Origin of the sequence: Spirosoma luteum DSM 19990, assembly GCF_000374065.1 — a bacterium.
Classification (GTDB): domain Bacteria; phylum Bacteroidota; class Bacteroidia; order Cytophagales; family Spirosomataceae; genus Spirosoma; species Spirosoma luteum.
Genome location: NZ_KB893247.1, coordinates 20,833 through 44,253, shown reverse-complemented (window position 1 = coordinate 44,253; position 23,421 = coordinate 20,833). Strand labels below are relative to the sequence as shown.

General features: G+C 53.0%; 23 protein-coding genes. 16 read left to right on the top strand and 7 right to left on the bottom strand.

Annotation, left to right across the window (positions count from 1 at the left end; translation table 11 throughout):
• Positions 1-54: 54 nt before the first annotated feature.
• Entirely contained in the window at positions 55-1,026 is a 972-nt protein-coding gene (locus B156_RS0106935) for an aldo/keto reductase (protein ID WP_018618940.1), read from the top strand.
• Positions 1,027-1,598: 572 nt separating this feature from the next.
• On the top strand, positions 1,599-3,800 hold the full coding sequence (locus tag B156_RS0106925; protein WP_018618938.1) for a TonB-dependent receptor: 2,202 nt from the start codon (positions 1,599-1,601) through the stop codon (positions 3,798-3,800).
• Positions 3,801-3,837: 37 nt separating this feature from the next.
• On the opposite strand, the gene B156_RS0106920 is transcribed toward B156_RS0106925, so the two are convergent.
• Together B156_RS0106920 and B156_RS0106915 are read right to left on the bottom strand one after the other, a co-directional pair.
• On the bottom strand, positions 3,838-5,163 hold the full coding sequence (locus tag B156_RS0106920; protein WP_018618937.1) for a DUF2254 domain-containing protein: 1,326 nt from the start codon (positions 5,161-5,163) through the stop codon (positions 3,838-3,840).
• 81 nt (positions 5,164-5,244) lie between these two features.
• Positions 5,245-5,964 carry an SDR family oxidoreductase gene (locus B156_RS0106915; protein ID WP_018618936.1) on the bottom strand — a complete coding sequence of 240 codons (720 nt, stop codon included), beginning with the start codon at positions 5,962-5,964 and terminating at the stop codon, positions 5,245-5,247.
• Positions 5,965-6,100: 136 nt separating this feature from the next.
• Between B156_RS0106915 and B156_RS0106910 the strand changes: the two genes are divergently transcribed.
• Entirely contained in the window at positions 6,101-6,835 is a 735-nt protein-coding gene (locus B156_RS0106910; protein ID WP_018618935.1) for a fatty acid desaturase, read from the top strand.
• Between the two features lie 62 nt (positions 6,836-6,897).
• Positions 6,898-7,353: a sterol desaturase family protein gene (locus B156_RS0106905; protein WP_018618934.1), complete on the top strand. Its 456-nt coding sequence runs from the start codon at positions 6,898-6,900 to the stop codon at positions 7,351-7,353.
• A gap of 349 nt (positions 7,354-7,702) precedes the next feature.
• Here the strand turns inward: B156_RS0106905 and B156_RS28860 are convergent, their stop codons facing one another.
• The 3 genes from B156_RS28860 to B156_RS0106890 form a co-directional block, all read right to left on the bottom strand.
• Positions 7,703-8,128, bottom strand: a complete 426-nt coding sequence (locus B156_RS28860) for a DUF1905 domain-containing protein (protein ID WP_018618933.1) — start codon at positions 8,126-8,128, stop codon at positions 7,703-7,705.
• A gap of 30 nt (positions 8,129-8,158) precedes the next feature.
• A complete protein-coding gene (locus tag B156_RS0106895; protein ID WP_026260657.1) occupies positions 8,159-9,430 on the bottom strand; it encodes an amidohydrolase family protein in 1,272 nt (423 codons plus the stop codon).
• 122 nt (positions 9,431-9,552) lie between these two features.
• Complete coding sequence (locus B156_RS0106890) at positions 9,553-10,641, bottom strand: helix-turn-helix transcriptional regulator (protein ID WP_018618931.1); 1,089 nt, start codon at positions 10,639-10,641, stop codon at positions 9,553-9,555.
• A 194-nt stretch (positions 10,642-10,835) separates the two neighbouring features.
• Here B156_RS0106890 and B156_RS0106885 point away from each other — a divergent pair, with 194 nt between their 5' ends.
• From B156_RS0106885 to B156_RS0106850, 8 genes are all read left to right on the top strand, one after another.
• A complete protein-coding gene (locus B156_RS0106885; RefSeq protein ID WP_018618930.1) occupies positions 10,836-11,231 on the top strand; it encodes a pPIWI_RE_Z domain-containing protein in 396 nt (131 codons plus the stop codon).
• Between the two features lie 21 nt (positions 11,232-11,252).
• Entirely contained in the window at positions 11,253-11,864 is a 612-nt protein-coding gene (locus B156_RS0106880) for a PARP domain-containing protein (RefSeq protein ID WP_018618929.1), read from the top strand.
• 1 nt (position 11,865) lies between these two features.
• Complete coding sequence (locus tag B156_RS0106875; RefSeq protein WP_018618928.1) at positions 11,866-12,123, top strand: hypothetical protein; 258 nt, start codon at positions 11,866-11,868, stop codon at positions 12,121-12,123.
• 97 nt (positions 12,124-12,220) lie between these two features.
• Positions 12,221-12,688, top strand: a complete 468-nt coding sequence (locus B156_RS0106870) for a pPIWI_RE_Z domain-containing protein (RefSeq protein WP_018618927.1) — start codon at positions 12,221-12,223, stop codon at positions 12,686-12,688.
• 207 nt (positions 12,689-12,895) lie between these two features.
• Positions 12,896-13,843 carry an aldo/keto reductase gene (locus B156_RS0106865; RefSeq protein WP_018618926.1) on the top strand — a complete coding sequence of 316 codons (948 nt, stop codon included), beginning with the start codon at positions 12,896-12,898 and terminating at the stop codon, positions 13,841-13,843.
• A gap of 1 nt (position 13,844) precedes the next feature.
• Positions 13,845-14,870: a zinc-binding alcohol dehydrogenase family protein gene (locus B156_RS0106860; protein WP_018618925.1), complete on the top strand. Its 1,026-nt coding sequence runs from the start codon at positions 13,845-13,847 to the stop codon at positions 14,868-14,870.
• Positions 14,871-14,877: 7 nt separating this feature from the next.
• Positions 14,878-15,690 carry a sugar phosphate isomerase/epimerase family protein gene (locus tag B156_RS0106855; protein ID WP_018618924.1) on the top strand — a complete coding sequence of 271 codons (813 nt, stop codon included), beginning with the start codon at positions 14,878-14,880 and terminating at the stop codon, positions 15,688-15,690.
• A 36-nt stretch (positions 15,691-15,726) separates the two neighbouring features.
• Complete coding sequence (locus B156_RS0106850) at positions 15,727-16,068, top strand: L-rhamnose mutarotase (RefSeq protein WP_018618923.1); 342 nt, start codon at positions 15,727-15,729, stop codon at positions 16,066-16,068.
• A 347-nt stretch (positions 16,069-16,415) separates the two neighbouring features.
• Here the strand turns inward: B156_RS0106850 and B156_RS0106845 are convergent, their stop codons facing one another.
• Positions 16,416-16,964, bottom strand: a complete 549-nt coding sequence (locus B156_RS0106845) for a fasciclin domain-containing protein (protein ID WP_018618922.1) — start codon at positions 16,962-16,964, stop codon at positions 16,416-16,418.
• Positions 16,965-17,241: 277 nt separating this feature from the next.
• Between B156_RS0106845 and B156_RS0106840 the strand changes: the two genes are divergently transcribed.
• Both B156_RS0106840 and B156_RS0106835 read left to right on the top strand, forming a co-directional pair.
• The gene (locus tag B156_RS0106840; protein ID WP_018618921.1) at positions 17,242-17,721 is read left to right on the top strand and encodes a hypothetical protein; all 480 of its coding nucleotides are present in this window, start codon (positions 17,242-17,244) and stop codon (positions 17,719-17,721) included.
• A gap of 148 nt (positions 17,722-17,869) precedes the next feature.
• Complete coding sequence (locus B156_RS0106835; protein WP_018618920.1) at positions 17,870-18,811, top strand: homoserine kinase; 942 nt, start codon at positions 17,870-17,872, stop codon at positions 18,809-18,811.
• Positions 18,812-18,915: 104 nt separating this feature from the next.
• Here B156_RS0106835 and B156_RS0106830 read toward each other — a convergent pair whose 3' ends face one another.
• Complete coding sequence (locus B156_RS0106830; RefSeq protein WP_018618919.1) at positions 18,916-20,235, bottom strand: lytic transglycosylase domain-containing protein; 1,320 nt, start codon at positions 20,233-20,235, stop codon at positions 18,916-18,918.
• Between the two features lie 514 nt (positions 20,236-20,749).
• Between B156_RS0106830 and B156_RS0106825 the strand changes: the two genes are divergently transcribed.
• Positions 20,750-21,313, top strand: coding sequence for a cupin domain-containing protein (locus B156_RS0106825; RefSeq protein WP_026260655.1), 564 nt, complete (start codon positions 20,750-20,752; stop codon positions 21,311-21,313).
• A gap of 156 nt (positions 21,314-21,469) precedes the next feature.
• Positions 21,470-22,939 carry an APC family permease gene (locus B156_RS0106820; protein ID WP_018618917.1) on the top strand — a complete coding sequence of 490 codons (1,470 nt, stop codon included), beginning with the start codon at positions 21,470-21,472 and terminating at the stop codon, positions 22,937-22,939.
• Positions 22,940-23,421: the final 482 nt, after the last annotated feature.

Here is a 23,421-nt window from a genome sequence, read left to right as displayed (position 1 = left end):
GTACCAACCATAAAGGCAGACTAAACTACAACTAACAAAACCTAAACCAAACGCATGAATTACCGAACATTTGGCCGAACCGGCTGGCAGGTTTCCGAAATTGGCTACGGCATGTGGGGACTGGCTGGCTGGACCGGCTCCGACAAACAGGAGGTCCTCCGCGCCCTCGAACGCTCCGTTGACCTGGGGTGCAACTTTTTCGACACCGCCTGGGGCTACGCCGAAGGCGTCAGTGAAGAAATCCTGGGGCAGCTGCTCAAAAAATTCCCCGACAAAAAGCTGTACGCAGCCACCAAAATCCCGCCCAAAAACCGACAGTGGCCGTCGAAGGCGGGCTCCGATATCGCCGACGTGTTCCCCGCCGATTATATTGTTGAGTACACGGAGAAAAGCCTGAAAAACCTGTCCGTAGAGACCATTGACCTGATGCAGTTCCACGTGTGGGAAGATAGCTGGGCCAGTCACGACGAATGGCAGGAGGCCATTACCAAACTCACCCAGCAGGGCAAAGTGCAGGCCTGGGGCGTTTCGGTGAACCGCTGGGAGCCGGACAACTGCCTGGACACTCTCCGCACGGGTAAAATTGACGCGGTACAGGTCATTTATAACATCTTCGATCAGAATCCCGAAGATACCCTGTTTCCCCTGTGCCGCGAGCTGAACATTGGCGTAATTGCCCGGGTGCCTTTCGACGAAGGAACGCTGACGGGTACATTTACCAAAGAAACGACCTTCCCGGCCAGCGACTGGCGGTCAACGTATTTCGTGCCCGAAAACCTGAACAGTAGCGTGGACCATGCCGACGCGCTGAAGCCACTTATTCCCGCCGGGATGACTATGGCCGAAATGGCCCTGCGGTTCATCCTGGCCAATCCCGATGTGCATACCACCATTCCCGGCATGCGCCAGATTCGGAATGTAGAAGCCAACACGGGCGTGAGTGACGGGCGTAGTCTGGCACCCGACTTACTGCAGGATCTAAAGGGCCACCGCTGGGACAGAACGCCCACCGAGTGGAGTCAGTAGGGGTGTAATTTCCGTTGTTTCGTGTTCCGTCAGCGGGTGACCGCGACGGTGGACTGTTTAATTCACCCGCTGACGGAATCGACGAACACTACGGAAACAGGCCCTGGCCGGTAAACTGACCGGCCACCAACGCCCTTAGTTGACTAAGGCAGTCAAACCGTATAGCTGTTCAGCAGACTATGCGGCCCGATATATACCTGCGTATAAGCCGGCAATTGGTAGTTGTGATGCGCACGAACCTACTCAGAAATGTAGTTCGGCATGACAAATCGGGTAGGTACGCCAGTGTTGAACTGAGGGCCGATGCCCTGCCAATCTGTACCGCCGGCTTCCCTACCTTCACTAATAGCCAGTTATTCAATTGCTTCGTGAAAGACCCGGCCCTACTCCACCGGCTTGAGGCTGGTATTAGCCAAGCAGGGCTGCGACCGGTATAGTCTGCCCTTATCGTATATGTACATTCCAGAGAGCGTAGAGCATCTGTTCCAGGTGGGTTCACCAGGAACATAAAATTGAACGCTTCAAATTCTCTCCAAATTCACGCCGTACCTTGCGGGCAAATTCAGTATGTGATGAACAAGCTCTTTCTCTTTATTCTACTCTTTTTAGCCATTGCCCCCGTTTTTGGCCAGACTATCTTGCTCATCCGGGTAGAAGACAGCCTGACCCGTCAGCCCGTTATTGCAGCAACGGTGCGCACCACGACCAAGCCCGTTGTGGGAGCTGTAACGGACGTTACCGGTATGGCCCGCATCACGAACCTGCCCGCTGGTATTACTACCTTGACGGTGAGTGCCGTCGGATACGAAACCGAAAAATTTCCGGTAACGCCGGAAGCCGACACGCTGGTTTTTCGGCTCAAAGCCGCCGAAGAAACCATTGAAGAGGTAACGGTGTCGGCCACCCGGACCAACTCCCGCATTGAGGATTTGCCCATCAAAGTAGAAGTGCTGGGGCTGGAGGATATGAATGAGGAAAGTGCCGTGGTACCAGGTAATATCAGCAGTATTCTGGGCGACATTTCCATCATTCACGTGCAGCGAACGTCGGCGGTAAACGGTAATCACGCCATCCGGATGCAGGGCCTCGACCCGAAGTACACCCAGATTCTGCACGATGGACTACCACTCTACGAAGGCTTTTCGGGCAACCTCGGCGTACTGCAGATTCCACCGCTGGATTTGAAGCAGATTGAAGTGGTAAAAGGCTCCGTTTCAACCCTATACGGGGGCGGAGCCATTGGCGGAATGATTAACATTGTCTCGAAAACGCCCCACTCCGAAACGCCTGAATTGACAGCCCTGCTCAACCGGTCGAACCTGAAAGAAACGAACCTGAACGCCTATTACTCGCAGCGGTATGGCAATGGGAAAACCGGCCTGACCTTGTTTACGGGCTATACCAACCAGCAGGCACTGGACGTAACGGGCGATGGCTTCACGGATAGTCCCGGTATCAAGCAGTTCAATTTTCATCCCCGTTTTTTCTGGAACCCATCCGACCATACTAAAATCGACGTGGGTTACGCCTTCACAACCGAACACCGCGAAGGCGGCTATTTACCCGGTCTGGATGGTTCTCAGGCCAACGGCTATAAAAATATCACGGACCTGCAACGCCATACCGTTGATTTTAACAGTAGTCACAATACCAGCGAAACCAACGTAGTAGGCTTTAAAGGGGCCGTGAGCACGTTCAATCGCAAAAATACCGACTACCAGAAACTATCCGACGGGCGGCAGGCCTCCGTTTATCTGGAAGCCAATGACCTGGTACGCTTCGGCAAAAACCAACTCATTGGCGGGGCCAACCTGACGGTTGAAGATTTTCATCGTAATCCAGACAGTACCCGGCTCGTGGATTACACCTATCAAACCATCGGTGCGTTTGTGCAGGACGATTACCAGCTAACGGAGAAAGTGGCGTTACAGGCGGGCCTGCGCTTCGACCATCACAACACGTTCGGGAGTTTCCTGCTGCCCCGGCTGTCCGTTAAAATCAAACCCTCCGACCCGTGGACGGTGCGGCTAAGCGTGGGTACGAGCTATAAAGCGCCAAACCTATTCGTAAATCAGACGCCCGGCGCCCTGAATGTCAGTCTTATTTTCCCGCGTTTGCTGCCCATCGATGTAAATACGGTAAAAGCCGAACGGTCCATTGGGGCAAACATGGATATTGCCTACACGAAAACCTTCGAGAGTGGTTTTTCGGTGCAGGTAGACCAGGCGTTTTACTATACGCGGGTCAATACGCCGGTAGTATCGGCTTTTTCCAATGTATCGGGGAGCCTGGGGCTCTATACCCAGCTTATCAACGCCCCATACAACCTGTTCAGCGTAGGAACAGACACCTATGTCCGGCTCGAATACAAGGCGTACGAATTATACCTGGGTTACAACCACACCCTCGCCCGTCGCGACGGACCTACCGATAACACCTATTTGCCTTTGGCTCCACAGGACAAATTCTCGACCACGGTGGCCTGGGAAAATGAGCACTTCCGGTTTGGTATCGAAAGCAGTTTCGTGGGTCGGCAATACCTGTACGACAATCTGCGCGTGGCAAATTACTGGATCGTGGCCGGTGCCGCCGAATACCACTACAACGACCACTGGCGGTTGGTGCTGAACGGCGAGAACCTGTTTGATGTCCGGCAGGCCAATTACGAAACGGTAGTGCTGGGCGCCAACCCAGCGGTACAGCCCACTTTCCGTCCTATATGGGCACCACTGGAAGGCCGGATTGTGAACATCGCGCTGAAGTACACGCTGTAGACACGGCAGAATGGTCAGTGCGTTATCCGTATACTCATCAGTGAGGAGTAGGCTCTTTTTCTTCGCCGAAGGCGATGAGCGTTTCGGACAGCTGCTGCTGCACCAGGTTACGCTGATAGTCGGTATGTAGCGTGGCGCTGGCCTGGTCGGCAATCAGCCGGGTGTGGCGCAATAAAACAGCGCGTCGGCCGGGGTTCCGGGTTTGCCGTCCCACCACCATCAGCAGGTACAGGAGCCGGGTCAGTATAACGGTGTTGCCACCCGCCGTATCCCGAAGCTGATCCATAGCGCCCGCCATCAGGCTGGCGAAAGATGGGTGTTTAGGGACAAAATAGGCGGTGCCAGTGGTCGGTAGCAGTTGTCGTTGTACCAGCTTAACCAATACGGTACTCAGATTATCCAGCGTAAGAATGGCGGTAGTGGTATCATCCGAAGCACCCGACAGGGCCTTTAGCCCAATGTCGACCAGTTGTCGGATACCAAACGCAATTTCCTCATCGACTGCCCGGGTTTGCCGAATAATGAAAGCTCCGTTTATAGCTTTCACGATAGCCGAACCAACAGTCTGTGGCAGTCCAATAATTGACACCAGCGAACTACCCAGCGTTACATAGTCCCCAGTGGCGGCATCGACGCGCAGGGCAAGCTGATTAGTCAGGGCAAACTGCCTTAATTTTGTTTCATCAATCAATTGTACGTAGCCGTACGACCGGGACTCTACCGTTTGCAGCACCTGACCGTTAGCAGGGGCCGGGAGGCTGGACACTAGCTCGGAACTGTCGGCGGGCAACGGGTCGGGATATAATTTATCCAGGACGGCCAGGGCCTCACGGGTTACGCTGGATACCACCGTACTGGCCTGCACGGCCCGGGCAATGTAGTGGATGAAGTAAACAACCACCCCAATGCCAATAATGGCCAGTACCATAGCCACCCATGCGCTGAGGGCGGGAACAAAAGGCCCGGCCGGGTCCTCTTTTATCCGGATGGTACGCATGACGATAACGCAGTACACAAACAGCCCCACGAAGAAGCCGAGTACCAGTTTGCTGGTAATGTGACTCGTGAAGTTTCGGATTACCCGTACTGTCAGCTGCCCGGACACCTGCGCCAAAGACGAGATGGTCAGTGAAAAAGTAATGCCCGACACCGTAACCATAGACGTGGCAATGGAAGCCAGCATAACCCGAATGCTATCGGCTCCTCCGGCAAAAGGCTGGGGGTAATGTCGGGCAAAATCGGCTGTCGAGGCATTGTCAATGGCCAGGCACGAATAGGCCAGTAGAATGGCCGCCCCCACCACCAGCAGGGGAACGAACCACATACTGGCCCGGAGGTAAATTAAAATGGCTTTTAAGGTCATGGTGCGTGGTAATGAGCCGTGTATTCCAGCTCAATTACCCGTTGTGTACCCTGGTTGTTCAGAGCATATAACCGTTTCCACTTAATATTCCTGCTCCAGCGGATGCACCATGAATTCGTCGATGACCACATGAGCCGGACGGCTAATGATGAAGAGCATAGATTCGGCTACGTCCTGCTCTTTCAGGTAATGCGACGATGTCTCGTGGCCGTGCCCTTTAGCGTGAAAATGCGAATCGACCAGCCCCGTGTACACCCCGCTGACCTTGACACCAAACGACCGAACTTCCTTACGCAGCGCACCCATGAACGCTTCCTGGGCGTACTTGCTGGCGGTGTACAGTGATCCACCCGCAAAGGTGCGTTTGGCCACATCCGAAGCCACTACAACGACGTGCCCCGAGCCCTGCGCTTTCAGGGTCGGCAGAGCCGCTTTCGTGAGCAAAAACGTGCCCTTTACGTTGGTGGCCATCACGCTGTCCCACTCGTCGGATGTTATTTCTTCCACATTTTTAAAGACGCCATAGCCTGCGTTGTTAATCACCACGTCGATACGCTTGAAGTGGTCGAGGGTAGTTTTCACAACCGCTTCCATGTCGGCTTCGTTGGTCACATCGCCCGGTATCGTTACAACTTTCCCGCGAACGCGCCCTTCGGTAGCCGTTTTCTCCAGGTCTTTCAGGTCATCGGCATTGCGGGCGGTGGCTACTACGTTGGCACCGTGCTGCGCTAACAGCAGGGCCGTAGCCCGGCCAATGCCCCGCGAGGCACCGGAAATGATGATGGTTTTGTTAGTTAACATTAGGTAGTTATTGAGCGAATTTGATCGTACAAAGTAAACCCGGTTTGCGCTGCCAATGAAGAATACCTGTAGAGAACAGCGTTTTACAAACCGTTTTTCGTAGAAACCATTTCGTAAAACCAGCCGTTAAATACACATGCATGAGCACTCAACGGTTCAGATAAAGCCGGTCCAGATCGGCACGAAGGGCATTTTTATTGCGATGGCTATCTTAATCAGCTGGGTGGCCCTGCTTGCCTTTCTGCTTACCTATACCATCCAGTGGGATGACCCACTGGTTTACGTCTTCGTGCTGGCACAAACTCATCTCTTTACGGGTGTTTTCATTACGACTCATGACTCCATTCATGGCCTGGTAGCACCAGATTTCCCCCGTATAAACCGCTGGATTGGTCGATTTTCGGCTATTTTCTTTGCGTATAACAACTACGATACTTTATACAAAAACCACCATTTGCATCACAAGCATCCGGCGTCATCCGAGGATCCCGACTACCACAGTGGTAATCCGGGTTTGCTGGCCTGGTGGTATAGTTTTCTACTTGAGTACATAACGGTGTGGCAGGTACTGGCTATGGCTTCAACGTTTACGGTGCTCTACATCTGGTTCCCGGTAGAAAATCTGATTATGTTCTGGGTCGTACCCGCCTGGCTGAGCACCATTCAGTTGTTTATTTTCGGAACGTACCTCCCCCACCGGGGTGATCACTCCCAACCGCCACACTATGCCCGTAGTCAGGGGCTGAATCATATACTTGCCTTTTTTAGCTGTTACTTTTTCGGCTACCACTACGAACACCACGCTTACCCCTACCTGCCCTGGTGGAAACTGGCAAAAGCCCGCGAACAGACGGCAGCCAGGTCCCGTTGATAAAAAACTTTATTTTTCATTTACCTGTTCACAAACAAGTCCGTAATCCTTTGCTACTACCTATGATCTGGCTTAAGATTTTCATTGTTGTTGCTACTGTCATTTTTATGGAAGGTGCCGCCTGGTTCATTCACAAATACATCATGCATGGCCTGATGTGGAACTGGCATGAAGACCATCACAATCATCATAAAGGCTTTTTCGAGAAAAACGACTATTTTGCTGTCGTCTTCAGCGTCGTTTCCATCCTGACCATTGCGGTTGGACTGCGCGTTGAAAGCCTGTGGTTTCTGCTTTGGATTGGTATTGGTGTTTTGTTCTATGGCGTCTTTTATTTTGTTTTTCACGACATCATCGTGCACCGGCGCGTTAAGATTAAGTATTCAGCCCGGCATACCTATATGCGCCGTATCATGAACGCACACTACATTCACCACCGCGTTCATACCAAAGAAGGAGCCGAAGCCTTCGGCTTCCTGTTTGCCCCGAAAAAATTCGAGCCAAAATCGCGGGAGTAACTCCCGGTCTTACAATAAAAAATGCCCAAAGTCCTGTTCAGTGGCCTTTGGGCATTTTTTTATGCCTTCGTTCCGGACCAGGGGTGAACATCCGGTGGAAACTTTCCCACCTGCACAAAGAGCCGGGAGACAGCAAAGCCACGGGCGGCACTAACTGGCAGGCCTACTTACCCCCATGCACCAACAATGGGTGTTTTTTCCGTCGCTATGGTCGGCGGGGGAACGGCAAAGCTGGGGGCAATTCCTTCAGCAATCTGCTACCTGAACCTTACGAGTGCTTCTTGAAATAGCGGATCATTTCGCCATACCCCAAACCCATAGATAAACCCATAACGGCCTGCGTAAGCCGTTATGTTTTGGTTTCCATTGTTTTGGCCTCATCAATCCAGTTGCTGAAATACCGCTGGTGGCCCTGGCTCAACTGCTGAAAATAGGCCAGCGCGTCGGGGGCATCGTCCAGACAGGCCAGCAAATCCGTGGAGAGCGGCATGGGTGAATCGTCGGCCTCCAGCGCTACCTGAACCGACGCCCCCGCTTCTTTGCGAATGGCCCGGCGCATGGCTGCATTGACCGGAATGATAAATTCTCCATCGCCCATGGGCAACACCGCCACCTGACTCAGGATAAACGCATCCAGCTTCCCTTTCACCCGGAAAGATGGTTTCTGGCCGGGTCTGATGGCTTCGGTAATGTCCGGTGGAATGTGGATATATGTCCAGCCGGTTTTCTCCCCTTTATCGCCAAATTTCAGCAGGGTTGTTGTAAACGTAGGCATGGGGAAACAAGGTTGCTTCTTGTAATAGGACTACCGCTCATCGACCACCACTTTGCCATCTTTCATCACCCAGCGTACCTTATCGATTACCACGTCGATAGTCTCTACCGGATTACCGTCTACGGCCACAATATCAGCCAGAAAGCCGGGAGCAATGGCCCCCAGTTCATTCGTTTTGCCCAGCAGTTCTGCGGCATTGACCGTAGCGGTCTGCAATGCCTGTAGCGGGGTCATACCTGCTTTTACAAACCAGCGCAACTCCCGGGTATTTTCACCAAATCCGGTAAACACGGCATCCGACCCCATCGCTATTTTCACCTTCATTTTTACGGCTAATTGCAGGCTTTTAAAGTTCCGGTCTATGTACGCATTCAGCCCGCTCACAACCTGGTCCGTATAGCCGTACTCCGCCCGATGATCGGCGTAGTACCGGTTGTGGTCAACCGTTGGCACGTAGTACGTACCCCGTTTAATCATCTCCTCAAAGGTTGCTTTATCCACATCCGTAGCGTGCTCAACCGATTCGGCACCGGCCAGTACGGCCGCCTTACACCCATCCGGACCGTAGGAGTGAATAGCTACCCGTTTGCCCGCCAGGTGCGCAATGGTAACGGCAGCCGCCATTTCTTCCTGCGTAAACGTCTGAAAACCGGTTACGTTCTGGGCACTTCCGGTAGAGCCGTAAATCTTTATCCAGTCCACCCCGGCACCGAGTTCCTGCCGCACTACTTTTATCACCTCATCGACCCCATCGGCTCGACCCGGGTCCACCGTACTTACACCGGGCGTAACCCGGGCTCGGGAAACGTGCAGGCCATTACCGGCCACATACATGCGGGGACCTTTCATGGCACCGCGATTGATCAAATCCCGCATAGCAATATCCGTACCGCCCGACGAGCCCAAATCCCGGATGGTTGTCACGCCGGTTTTCAAGGTTTTCAGGGCATTTTCCTGCGCCAGAAAAACCGTTGTGGCGGGGTCCATACGGCTGGCCCACGGATTGGTCCCGGCGGTTTTATCCCAGTAGTAGGTGATGTGGGTGTGCACATCGATGAGCCCCGGAATGGCGCAAAGCGGACGGAGATCGACCAGCGTCGTATTGGGCGGGATGCTGGCTTCTCCGGAAGCAACCTTACTAATTTTATTGCCCTCGATCACTACAACAGCATCCGTAATAACGTCGCCCCGACCGGTTATGAGTTTCCCAAACCGGAGTGTTGTGGTTTGCGCATCAGCGCCGGGCAGACCAAAAACCAGGCCTGTCAGAGCCATGACCAATGTGTGATATAACTTCTTCATAGAACTCGGTTTTACATTTGCTGACTCCGGGTCAGGATAACCCAGTTTTGGTCGACCATCAACTAAATCCTTCTGTTACTCCACCAATCACTACGAAACAGGCTATGGCGGTTTCAGCCTGCTCAGTACCGCGCCAACGTAGCGGACAGCGATTCTTTCATCTCCTGCACCAGACTGGCCGGTTGTTGCACCGTGAGGTGTTCCCCGTAACTGCGAAGGTGCATCAGTAAATCGCGGTTGGGGGCCAGCCGAAGCCGGATGACGCATTCGGTAGCTGTATCGCTCAAAACTTCCTGCGACTGATGGATGGGCTTGGCTTTGACGTAGCGACCAAACAGAGGGCTAAATGACAGGACAATATCCTCAACCGGTCCGTGGCTATCGGTGATGCCGTAAATATGCTCGAATAACTCACTCACATTGGTCAGGATGGCGGGGGGCACATCGCAGGGGTCGTCCAGAATTTCCAGCTCACTCATCCGGTCGAGGGCGAAAGTACGCTCACCACCGCTGGCCGCATCGTAGCCGATTACGTACCAGCTATCCGCTACTTCCCGTAGCAGAATGGGGTGTAAAATACGGAGTTTGGGCCGTTCGGGGGGAATCGGGCTGGTTATGGCAGGGCGGGGGCCGTTCTTTTGTTTAGGAACAATGGCGGTCATGCTCCGGATGGATACCACATCCTCGTGCTTCAGGTACCGAAACGCTACCTGCCGACTCTGGTTCACCGCCCGAATAAGAATGGGTACGTACTGCCGATTCCCCCCCAGAATCTTCTCTTCTACGTATACAATCCGGCGGGACAGAGCCGGGCTATCATCACTTTTCACCTCCCGGATAATGTCCAGACTCTGCCGTACTTTTTGCAGTGCGTTGGTCAGTTCGTCGGCAACGGTAGCCCCCTGTGTAGCGGCCAGTACCTCGCGGGCGTAGTCGAGGGCATCCATGTCCTCCGGCGAGAGCATCAGGTTCAGCAGTCGAAACTGCGGATTGCTGTAGTAATAGCCATTGGCCCGTTTGTCATATTCGATAGGGGCTTCGTGGTCTTCGCGCATCCGCTGAATGTCTTTTTCGAGCGATGAGATGGACCGGATACCGCATTTGTCCTGACAGAGTTCAAACAAACGCTGTTTGGAGAAGCGACGTGGGTATCGACTAATGGTTTCGTCAATCAGGCGATACCGCTGGAAGGCAGAACGGGTGATAGGCATGTGTGCGGTGGAAAAGACGCAATACCCTGCGTCTCCTGATCCGGAGGTCTTGGTTCAATCGTAAACAGACGCAAGGTACTGCGTCATACCACCCGACAAACATGATAAAAAATAATTTATAAAAAAAAGAACACCGTAAATAGATTACGTTTTTGGGGACATAGTTTTGACACGGACATTTACACAGCTCACTCATGACTCATACATCGCGTCCCCGCCCAAACACCCCGGCCACTGCGCCCCGCACGGTTCTTTCGACCCGGCAACTGGTTGACCTCGAACTGGGGTTGTATCTACTTCATCAACTCCATCCAGCCGCCCCACCTGCTGCCCTGCCCGAACTGCTTCGGTTCAGCAATGAAACCAACAACCAGTTTACCCCCCGGCAGCAGAAATTCCTGAACCGGGGCCGGATGCTCCTAGCCCATTTCGCCGATAAACTGCACTGGCAGTCTCTGTTACGCGTTTATGCCTCGGCACCCGACTACCGGCTGGCCTATGACCTCAACCAGGAATGCACGCATTTTGCCGAGAAAACCGTTGGCTTCTCCCGCAACCGCCTAGGCGTGTTACGTAAAATGCTAGCTTAAACCCTCTAACGACTAATTATCATGCTCAATCAGTTGCTGCAACGGGTATGGAACCGGCCAGACCCGGTCAATACCTTAACCCGTCTGTCTGAACAGCGAAACCTAACCGTTGCCCCCGTTACAGACGGCCACGTACTGACGCTCATTCAACGCATGATGGGTACCGGAGAAAGTAGCTTTAGCGCCGTTTTCAGCGTACGGCAGGCCACAACAGAAGCGGCTTTCAACGCCTACGTACGAAATCGGTCAAATCGAAAAACGCTGGCTCTCTGGCACGACTGCCCGGATGGTTTATCCATTCTTCAACCAGATGGAGCAATCAAAACGGCGGCCAGGGTCAGGCAACCGTTCGGGCAGGGAATCCGCTTCACGGACCAGTTCAGGCAGGCTAAAGGCTGGCCTGACGGCCAACGGCGCATCGTGTACGGAGCCATCTGTGAAGTACACCTGGGCAACCAGCTGGAACTGACTACGCACAAACCGGAACAGGGGACTCCTCTCTTCCTGAATAGCCTGGACGAACACTACGATTCGGTATTCGTCCGTCAGGGTAACCGGTTGCACACCAACGAATTCACCGTTTACAACCCGTCGCAGTATACCATTCGGTATCTCGTCCAAATCAATGCTTAGTATGCACACACAACGCAAAAAACTGGAACCGCTCGTTGTCCGTTTTGTGGCCACCGCCCTCATTCTGGCGCACGGCAACACCACCGCCGAAACGGTTAAACAGGCCCTGCGCCGACGCGGCTACGAAGCCCGGCAGGCCGATGTAGCCCAGTGGCTGCTGGTCATTTGTTTCTGGGAAAACTGGGCCGTAAAAGACACGGGGCAGCAGCGGGTGTACTCGTTCCCACGCGTGTTGTCCGCCCAGCTGGCATCGAACTGACAAGCGCAAAAAAATAATCAAAAATAAATAGAACAACGTAAAAAGATTACGTTCTAAGGGGTTGATATTTGTATAGAACAAAAACAACAACCTACTAATGAATACGGCTTTCACATCGGCATATCCTACTACCGCTTCTGCTACTCGTCCGGCTTTGGCCAGTCTGTTACAGTGGCAGGAGCCGCTGGCAACCCGGCTTCGTTTTCGGCACGCACTGCCCGGCATGGTAGCTAACCGCATTCTCAACGTTGAACTGGGCCTGTACCTACTGGCCGAATTATTACCCCTGGTGCCTCCCCAGTTTTTACCCGACCTGCTCAACGGACAGGGAGCCGCTTACCGGCAACGGCCCATCTGGTCGCCCCGGCAGCACCGCGCCCTAGGTCAGGCCCGCATCCTGCTGGCTCCTTACCTGGATCGTAACGCCTGGTTACGGGCACTGGACAAATACGCCAACCTCCCCGCCGACCTGCGGGCCTTTACCCTGAACGGCAACCTTCGCTCCGATGTCAGCAGCTATCTGCTGCGCGAACGGGTGGGTTTATTTGCCCGCGCGCTGGCATAAGCCCCTGCTTGATGACGTAACAACAACATACTGAACTATTCTAACCCGCTGAGTCAATTGACTCAGCGGGTTTCTTTTTACTATTTCGGGTAAATCAGCGTACTGGTACACTTATCCGCTATGAGGGTTTCACCCCTAATTTAATCCTAAAACTTGCCCCCGAAGCGAGGTTTTCTAGCTTCGTGACGCAAAAAATGTAGCCAACGTATGGAGTATAGAAAGCTGGGGAAAACGGACATGCAACTCTCGGTGATTGGGTTCGGGGCCTCCCCATTGGGCGACGTTTTCGACGTAACGGATGAACAGGAAGGGTTTCGGGCCGTTCATACCGCCATCGATTCGGGTATCAACTTTTTTGACGTTGCCCCCTTCTACGGCGATACACTGGCAGAAACCCGACTGGGCAACGCACTATCCGGCAAACGAAACGATATCTTTCTGGCTACCAAGTGCTGCCGCTACGGAAATGGTGTTTTTGATTTTTCGTACCAGCGCGTACTAACCAGCATCGACGAATCCCTCAGGCGGCTAAAGACCGACTACGTAGACTTACTTCAGGTCCACGACATTGAGTTTGGCGACCGAAAACAGGTGCTGGAAGAAGCCATTCCGGCCGCGCTGGAAGCCAAAAGACAGGGGAAAGCGCGCTATGTGGGTTTCTCCGGTTTGCCCGTCCGCTACCTGGCACAGATTGCCCGGCAGGTGACGGTCGACACGGTATTGTCGTGGGGCCATTACACCCTGCTCGACGATGAAATTAACGATGAACTAGTTCCCCTCTCGCAACAGATGGGCTTTGGCCTGATGAATGCCGCCCCACTGATGCAGCGCATCCTGTCCGATGTTACCGTGCCCGTCTGGCAAAGTTCGCCCCAGCCAGTAAAAGACCTGCAACCCCTCCTTATTAAGCTATGCCAGGAGTATGGAGTGGCCCTGAGTGATGTGGCCCTTCGGTTCGCCCTCGACCATCCGGCCATCACCACAACCATCATTGGCATGTCGGATCAACGGCAGGTGGAGCAGAACGTACGCGTGCTGGATTTTCAGCTGCCCGACGGCCTGCTGGACCAGATTGATGCGTTGGTGGCCCCGGCAAAAAACTGGATGTGGTTTGAGGGAAAACCCGAAAATAACATCCCCAAACCAACCGCTTAGCATGGACAAAATGAACGCACTCGTGCTGGTAGAACCCGGCAAAACCGAAATCCGGGAAGTGGATAAACCCACACCCAGCGAGAACGAAGTCTTGTTACGGGTGAGTTGGGTGGGCTTTTGCGGGGGTGACCTGAACGGGTATCGGGGCTTGTTCGAGTTGCAGGAATACCCCAACGTGCTGGGCCACGAAGTAGGGGCTACCATCGTGGAAACCGGGTCGCAGGTGCCGGACGAGTTTCAGCCGGGTATGCACGTAACCATCGACCCCTACCAGCATTGTGGCGTTTGCGTTTCCTGCCGAAAAGGCCGAACAAATGCCTGTCAGGATAACAAAACGATGGGTGTCCGGCGACCGGGTGCTATGACCAGCTTTGTTGCCGTGCCCTGGCAGAAACTACACCCGTCTTCCCAGTTATCCTTACGGGAACTGGCCCTGGTTGAACCGCTGACGGTGGGTTTTCACGCGGCTGCGCGGGGTCGGGTGGCCGCTGGCGACACCATAGCCGTCATTGGGTGCGGCATAGTGGGCATGGGCGCACTCGCAGCGTCCGCCCACCGGGGTGCCGAGGTTATCGCCATCGATATTGACGATGCCAAACTGGCCATTGCCCGGAAAGCGGGGGCTACTCACACCATCAATACGGCCAAAGTCGACCTGCACGAAACCCTGATGCAACTCACCAACGGCGATGGCCCGGATGTCATCATCGAAGCGGTGGGTAATCCGACTACCTACCGGGCTGCCGTGGATGAGGTGGCTTATACCGGTCGGGTGGTGTACATCGGGTACGCCAAGAAACCAGTCGACTACCAGACCGGGACCTTCGTGCGTAAAGAGATCGAGATCCTTGGTTCCCGCAATTGCCTCGGCGAATTCCCCGACGTAATTACCTACCTGGAATCGGGCCGGTTTCCGGTGGATGACGTCATCAGCCGGACGGTTTCACTGGAGCAGGCGGGTTCGGCCTTGGCCGAATGGTCGGAGAACCCCGGCCCCATCACCAAAATCATGGTTCACTTCGACTAAATTTTCCATGAAATCCTGTGTTACCATTGCGCTAGTACCCTCCATCACGTCGGGGCCCTGGATTTACTGGAACGACCTGGAAGCCAGTGCCCGGAAAGCGGCTGCGCTGGGATTTGCCGGTATCGAATTATTCACGGCGTCGGCCGATGCCGTTTCTTTCGACAGCCTGTCGGCCTTAACCCAGGAACTGGGCTTGTCCGTAGGAGCAGTGGGAACCGGGGCCGGCAAAGTTATTCATGGCTTAACCCTCACCGATCCTGACCCTGCGATTCGTGCCGGAGCCGTTACGTATATTCAGGACATGATTTCGTTCGGGGCATCGGTCGGCGCACCGGCCATTATCGGTTCCATGCAGGGCAATGTGCCCAACGGCATCGACCGGGAGCGGGCAATGGACTGGTTGGCAAAGGGGTTAACAACGCTCGGCGACTTTGCCGAAACGAATGGCGTAACGCTCATTTACGAACCCCTGAACCGATACGAGACCAACCTGATTAACCGGCTGGACGATGGTGTAGCCCTGCTCCATTCCCTCAACACCCGGAACGTGCGCTTGTTAGCCGATTTATTCCACATGAACATCGAAGAAGCCTCCCTGTCCGACAGTATCCGCCGGGCGGGTTCGCTGATTGGGCACGTTCACTTCGCCGATAGCAACCGGGGGCCAATCGGCATGGGACACACGGCTATGACTGCTGTAGCACAAGCGCTGATCGACATTGATTATCAGGGCTACATTTCTGCCGAAGCTTTTCCCTTGCCCACCCCTGACGAAGCCGCTCAACAAACGATTCAATCCTTTAACCAGTATTTCGGCTGATAATCAGTACCTAACATTTCCCTTAACTTTCTCCCCATGAAACGCTACTGCCTGGCCCTCGACCTGAAAGACGACCCCGCCCTAATTGCTGAATACGAACGCTGGCATGCGGCCGGTGCGGGCTGGCCGGAGGTACGCCAAAACGACCTGAATGCCGACATAATCGACCTTCAGATCTACCGAACCGGTACCCGGATGTTCATGATTATGGAAACAAACGACGATTTTTCGTTCGAGAAAAAAGCCGCGCTGGATGCCAACAGCCCACACGTGCAGGAATGGGAACGGCTGATGTGGGGCTACCAGCAATCCCTTCCCAATGCCAAACCCGGTGAGAAGTGGGTGCTGATGGACAAGATATTCCAGTTTGAAGGGTGATGGTTTTAGCTTCCCTCAACACAGTTCCATCGCTCAAACTGCAGGTGAGTCTTCTTGCGGGGTCACAGAGAAAAGGGTTTCTACTTATCCAGAACACTGTACAATTCCCGGTTGATGAAGTAGTAATTGCCGCCGATTGTTCTGCGTTCCAATACTTCTAGCTCAACCAGCCTGTTCAGGTAATTACGTGCTATATTATCGGCATACGTGGCTGACTTAACAACAAAGGAGAGCCGTTTTAAAGTTAGGTAGTAGTCACGACCTTAAACGTACTGCTTTGACAGTCAGCCAACCTTAAACAGATAAATAGTAAAGATCAACTCACTTTACTAACAACGTGAAACATCTTATTCGACAATGTGTTGCAATACTCTACTGACGGAATAAACGACGCCGTTAGTGGTCCGGATATCGGATTGGATGACGTCGGCTACCGTACCCCGGCCATCCTCAATGGTAATGGTATTGCCCTGCTTGTGGATTAACAGAATCTGGCCAGTCAGGTTAGTAAGGGTTTGCCCATCCCGTAACTGATCGGAGGTTAGCCGGCCTTTTACAACGTGGTACGTCAGCAGCTTAATCAGTTTCTGCTTACTCGATGGTAATAACAAGTCACGCCGGTCGGCCTCAGGCAGCTCCGAAAAGGCGGCATCGGTTGGCGCAAAGACGGTGTATTGTCCCTTTGCAGCAGCCGCCTGTTTGAGCAAACCGGACGCTTTCAGGTATTGAAACAAAACCTTATGATTGGGGGCATTGGCCGCACTGATGGCCATATTCGTATTGGTTTTGATACCCGTTGGCGTCAGGCCGGTTGTCGTCTGTGCTACAACCTTGCTGCAAAATGCCATCAGCAGAATACTGATTGACAGGAAAATAGTTATAAATAGTCTGTTCATACCGATTGAGAAAATACATGGCAAACCCATCATGAGTTACTACTAAATTAACGGCCATGCGGGTCGATTGTTCAGTTGCGCGTCTCTCCAGGCACCTGCTTACTACTCCGCATAACAACCCGGCCTGACTATATGTCGGTGGGGAACGGCATATACCCATCAACCCGTCAGCACGCAGGAATGGCCCATTTCGGGATTCGTTTTACCCTTCTTCTATTTCCTGCTCATTATATCGTGCCCTTTCATCAACTTTACCAAAAACACGACAATAGAGACAATGGAAAATAACGCGAAACAAACAACCACCGAACAGGCCCGGACCGCCAAAGAAACAATGGCCGACAAAATGGAATCCTTCCGCACTACGGCCGGTGAGCATCTTGATGTAGTGGCTGCTCAACTCGACGAGATGCGGGATAAATTAGTGGCTCAGGCACAGGAATTTGGAAAAGATATTGATGTTGACGGGTTGAAGGCTAAAGCAACCGAGCACTTCGATGCCGTAAAAGCATCCACTGCCGATAATGTGACCAACCTACAAACTGAAGCGGAAAAAGTATTTGCGTCAGCCGCAGCAAAAGCCGATAAACTATCGGACGTAGCCGAAGATAAGTTCGACGAAATGAAAGCCGAAGCCGCTGTGCATCTAGAAGCCGCTAATCTTAAACTGGAGGAACTCAAAGCCGAAGCTGCTCTCCAGATTGAAGCTGCCAAAGAAAAAGCCAAAGGCATATGGAATCAGTTATTTGGGCAGTAGCTGTAAACAATAGAAACAGGAGAGACAAAAGAACAACGGTCTGGATAGCTGGTATACTAACAGATTAACCCGTAGGCGGGTCGGAGTACGCCAATTGATTTCTAATCCAAATTATTACCTTTGCGCTTCGTTACCCCCTCATTCTATCGTGAATTCTATTCGTGTATTTGCTCCGGCAACCGTGGCTAATGTAGCCTGCGGATTTGATATTTTTGGTTTTGCAGTCGATAACCCCGGTGATGAGCTTACGCTCACGTTCAGTGATGAACCAGGCGTTCGGATAAAGGATATCACGGGAGATGGGGGACGCTTATCCCGCGATGCCAGCAAGAACACCGCCGGTATTGCCATTCAGTCTTTTCTTAAATTCATTCGTCGGCAGGAGGTAGGATTCGACGTTGTTCTTCACAAAAAGATGCCGTTGGGTAGTGGGCTGGGTTCCAGTGCAGCCAGTGCCGTAGCGGGTGTTTTTGCGGCCAACGAACTCCTCGGTCGTCCGTTGCCCACCATCAACCTGTTACCCTTCGCGATGGAAGGCGAGCGATTTGCCAGCGGATCAGCCCATGCCGATAACGTAGGGCCGTCGTTGCTGGGTGGTTTCGTCGTTATTCGCAGTTATCAACCGCTGGATGTTATCCGTATCGACACGAAAGCCCAGTTGTTCTGCACCCTCGTTCATCCCGACATTGAAGTGAATACGAAAGATGCCCGGTTTATTCTTAAAAACGAGGTATCGCTCAAGAACACCATTACCCAGATGGGGAATGTGGCGGGTCTGATTGCCGGTCTGATGACGCCCGACTACGAGCTTATCAGTCGCTCGCTCGTCGATGTGATTATTGAACCCGTACGGGCTATCCTGATTCCGGAGTTCAACGAAGCAAAAAAAGCCGCCCGGGATGCCGGGGCACTGGGCTGTAGTATTTCCGGTTCCGGCCCTTCCATGTTTGCCTGGAGCCGGGATGCCCAAACGGCCGAAAAAGTGGGTGAGGCCATGCAACAGGCCTTTTTGTCCGTCGGCATAACCAGCGAAACTTACGTTTCCCAAATCAATCAGCAGGGACCCCGGGTGCTGACGGACGCGGAATAATACAGCATTGATTTCTTTCACCCTACGCCCTCGTTGCTCCGATTCGGCTTCCGCTAGTTAGCAGGCTTTAGCAGAAACAAGTAGCCCTTATCAGCCTGCTCAACTTACAGCGACTCCCAGTTCAGTTGCCAGTTGTCGAAGCGGTTGGGCAGGGCTACGCCCGGTTGTTTCGATTGTTCGGTCGCTACCATTTTGAGGGGAAAGACTTCCCTCGTCTGTGCCGATGTGAGGTGATCGGTACGCAGGTACACCCGCCCCGAACCGGCATCAATCACGTCGATATACGCATGAATCATATCACCAACGGCAAAGAACCGTCCGTTTAGCGTAACCGGCTGTATTACCTGAAACAGGCACAGTTTCCCTTCCGTGAGCGGCCCCTCACTCATACTACGGGTTTTCAGTGTAGCCGTGGGTGCCTTAGTCTCCTGTACCAAAACAACAGGAGAGGATTGTGTCTTTTTCCCACTGGCGGCCAGCGTTTGGGAAGTAACGCCCGTTGTGCCCTCCTCCGTCAACAGGACAACAGTGGTGGTTGAATCGGAAATAAACGGAATAGCAGCGACCACGGGCTGTTTTGCCAATGCCTGCGCAACCATCGTTTCGTCCATATCGAACGAGGCCAGTATAGCGGCTCTTTCGGCGGTTTCTACCGGCTCGGCACCATCCGAAAGAGACTCGATATCGGCATCACTCAGCTGATCGCTATACAAAGCCGGGTGAGTAAGTAACTCCTTGATAACTACCGCCTGAAACAGGTACGCTTTGGTTTCGGATGCCCGGTAGGGTAACGCCATCGGATGCATGGCAGGATGCTGCCGAACAAGCTGCTGGATATAATTTGGTCCGGCATTATAGGCCGTTGCCACCAGCATCCAGGAGCCTAACAGATCGTGCAGTTCTACAATATACCGACAGGCTGCGTGCGTTGCTTTGAGCAAATTAAACCGCTCATCGTTCCGGGGCGATACCGTCAGTCCCAGCGTCTGGGCCGTTCCAGGCATCAGTTGCCAGAACCCGGCCGCTCCCTTCCGGGAAACGGCGCGGTTGGTAACAGCACTTTCGAGGAGCGGTAAAAACTTGAAATCGGAAGGAATCTGATACTGCTCGAGGATGGGCTCTATCAGGGGGAAAACCACTGAGGCCCGTCGTTTCAGCAGCGCCAGATTGGCCGCTAATGCCGCCTGATGAGTAAGCGTTCGGGTCCAGCGATCAATAATAGCCGGGTGATTGATGGGAACCGTTTCACCGCAGAAATGGATGATCGTTTCATTCGTACGGGCTACTAATTTACTTGTTACCAGTTTACCGGCAGCGGCTATACGCAGTGAAAGAAGTGGACCGGGCTGGGCTGTACCTTTCAGCGAAGGGGTAAGGGTGGCAAATCCGAATCCAACTGCCACAATCAGGGGTAGTTTCGTCACAAGCAATAAGGGGTTCCGGTGGGTACACTACTACGCCATTTGGTCAGAATGGTAATCAATACGCAGCGGCCTGGCATACGTACCGTTTTCGTTAATCTGTTAATTCAACAGCTGCCTGGTAACTTCTTTACCGAATTATGTTTATTTTAGGTTTACCAAGTAGCCTTTTTATCGACTACTGTACCGAATTGCATCCGAAGCTGGCGGTACAACTGGCCGTTACTTATAACCAATTAATGTATTGCTCAGACAAGCGTTTCACGGGGCATTTCGGTGTAAAACCCCGTGAAAGTACAAGGATTAATTTGAATATCAATGGCTTACCGATTAGTTGATGTCGGCCGCCTTTTGGTTACCCTCCGCCTGTGCCTGTTCGTTTGCTGGTTATTACGTTGCTCAATTTGCCGATTCCCCAGGCGGCTGGACAAGTACCGGTCGCTAAAGAGTTTGCTGCTTACAACAGGTATATTAGTAAATTCGGTTATTAGTACCATCACGTTAAACTTCATCCCTCGTGAAACGTCGAAAATTCATGCTGGCTACCCTGGCAGCCGCACCACTGGCGACTATTGCTTCCCCGTCATTCTCCACAGATGACCCTCTGCTTAAAGGCTTTAAAACAACGCCCGGCGAGGGGCGATATCACGGTCATATTCAGTTAAAAGGAGTAAACGTTAATATCCTGGATGTGAAAGTATCCGGCAAGGACACCAACGGGAACCTGGCCATATTTGAGCAGACGAGTTTGTCGCCCAAACGGGGTACCCCGCTGCACATCCACCCCAATCAGGACGAGGTGTTTCAAATTCTGGCTGGTGAATACCGATTTCAGGTAGGGCCGGATACGTACACGCTCAAAACCGGCGAGAGTATTTTTCTACCCAGAAAAGTGCCCCATGCCTGGACCCAGGTAAGCGACCAGGGCCGGATGACGGTAATAGTGCAGCCAGCAGGTAAGCTGGAAGAGTTTTTTGTAACGATGGCTGCCCTGACCAAAGAACCTGAGCCAGCCGAAATAGCCCGTATTTTTGCCGCCAATGACATGCAGGTAGTGGGGCCACCGCTGAAAGTAGACTGAATGCTAATCCCAGGCAGAGGCTGGCAGGTGCTCCTGTAAACCAGGAGAGGTGTGATTTAAGGGAACCCGTTTGGTTTTTCACCGAATTGAACGCTACTTACAGGAAGTTTTGCTTAATGTCCGTCACAAACTAACTTTCTGTACGATTATTCCTTTATGGCAGAAGATACTGCTCCATCAGCGTCCGTAACCACAGAATCAACTGAGTTCCACCGTTCGCTCAGTCTGATCGACTCTACGCTTATCGTTTCCGGCTCCATGATTGGCTCCGGCGTTTTTATCGTCACCGCCGATATGGCCCGTAACCTCGGCGCGTCGGGCTGGCTGTTGATGTTATGGGTGCTGACGGGTGTTTTGACGGTTGCTGCTGCGCTTAGCTACGGCGAACTGGCGGGCATGATGCCCAAAGCGGGGGGACAATACATTTATCTGCAGCGGGCGTTTGGTCCGGTAACGGGTTTCGTATACGGGTGGACCGTTTTCATGGTTATCCAGACGGGTACCATTGCTGCCGTTGCCGTTGCCTTTACTAAGTTTACTGCCGTATTTATCCCGGCGCTGAACCCGGCCAACGTGTTTTTAGCCGTTGGACCAGTCAATATCTCCTTCGGCTCGCTGTTCGCCATTTCCAGTTTGGTGTTGCTCACCTGGCTTAACAGTCGGGGTATCGAAAGTGGCAAGCTGATTCAGAACGTATTTACGTCGGCCAAATTAATCGCGCTGCTGGGGTTAATTGTCATTGGCATCACCCTGGGGGTAAGCAGCGGAATGCTGTCTGCCAACCTGACCAATGCCTGGGAAGCCAGTACCACATCGGCAGCGGGCGAGATTGTACCCATTGCGGGTATCGCACTGATGCTGGCTTTTGGCACCTCCATGGTGGGGTCGCTTTTTTCGGCCGATGCCTGGAATAACGTAACGTTCATTGCGGGAGAGATTAAAANCCCCCGCCGAAATATTCCCCTGGCCCTGTTTTTCGGTACCCTCATCGTAACGACCATCTACTTTCTGGCCAACATCTCCTACCTCTCCCTCCTACCCCTGAAGGGCTTACCAACCGCCACCGACATCATTGGCCGGGGCATTCAGTTTGCCGAAGCCGACCGGGTGGCTACGGCCGCCGTGTCCACTATTTTTGGAAACATCGCCGTATCCATCATGGCCGTACTGATTATGGTTTCAACCTTTGGCTGCAATAACGGATTGATTCTGGCCGGTGCACGACTCTATTACGCCATGGCGAAGGACGGCCTTTTTCTAAAGCAGGCGTCGCACCTGAACCAGAACGGTGTTCCGGGCCGGGCCTTATGGCTACAATGCATCTGGGCCTCTTTGCTCTGCCTGTCGGGGCGCTACGGCGACCTGCTGGATTACTGCACGTTTGCGTCACTGGTTTTTTACATCGTTACCATTGCGGGACTATTCCGGCTCCGGCGCATCGAGCCGGACACCGAGCGACCTTACCGGGCGTTTGGCTACCCGGTTGTTCCGGCTCTGTACATCATCGCCGGCCTGACCATCTGTGCCATTCTGCTCTATACTAAAACCTTCAATACGGGTATGGGTCTGCTCATTGCCGGGCTGGGCATCCCGGTTTACTACATAACGAAGCGTAGTCAGGCCTAAAAACGCCCCGTTCAAAACCGGATAGGCCGCTCCCGTACCTGCAATTGAGGAAATATCGATAGCCTGACGGGGCGTTCGGACAGGAAAGGACTGTCCTTCTTTATGGCCTGAATTAGGTTCTGCCCCAGCAACGTTGTCTGTTGGGAATGAGTTAGTACTACCTATTTTTCATACGGCACCGTGAAAGTCTCCTACATTGATTGGTGTAGTTCGGGGTACTCGTGGTCATAGCCATAACTGGCCTGCTGATAGGCCAAATCAACACTTATTACCTATTCTGTTAACGGCTGAGAACGGGTATCACACATCCATTGATAAGACCGGGTTTAGGCTGGTGGCCTTTTTTACCCATTACCAGCAACATGATAGGGGTGTTGATTCGTACACCGGGCTTTCGCTAAAAAAGTATATTTTAGCTGTAGTATTGCAATCCTACCGGAACAGGCGGGGCCAGCTGAGTAATAAACGGGAAAGCTTTTTTT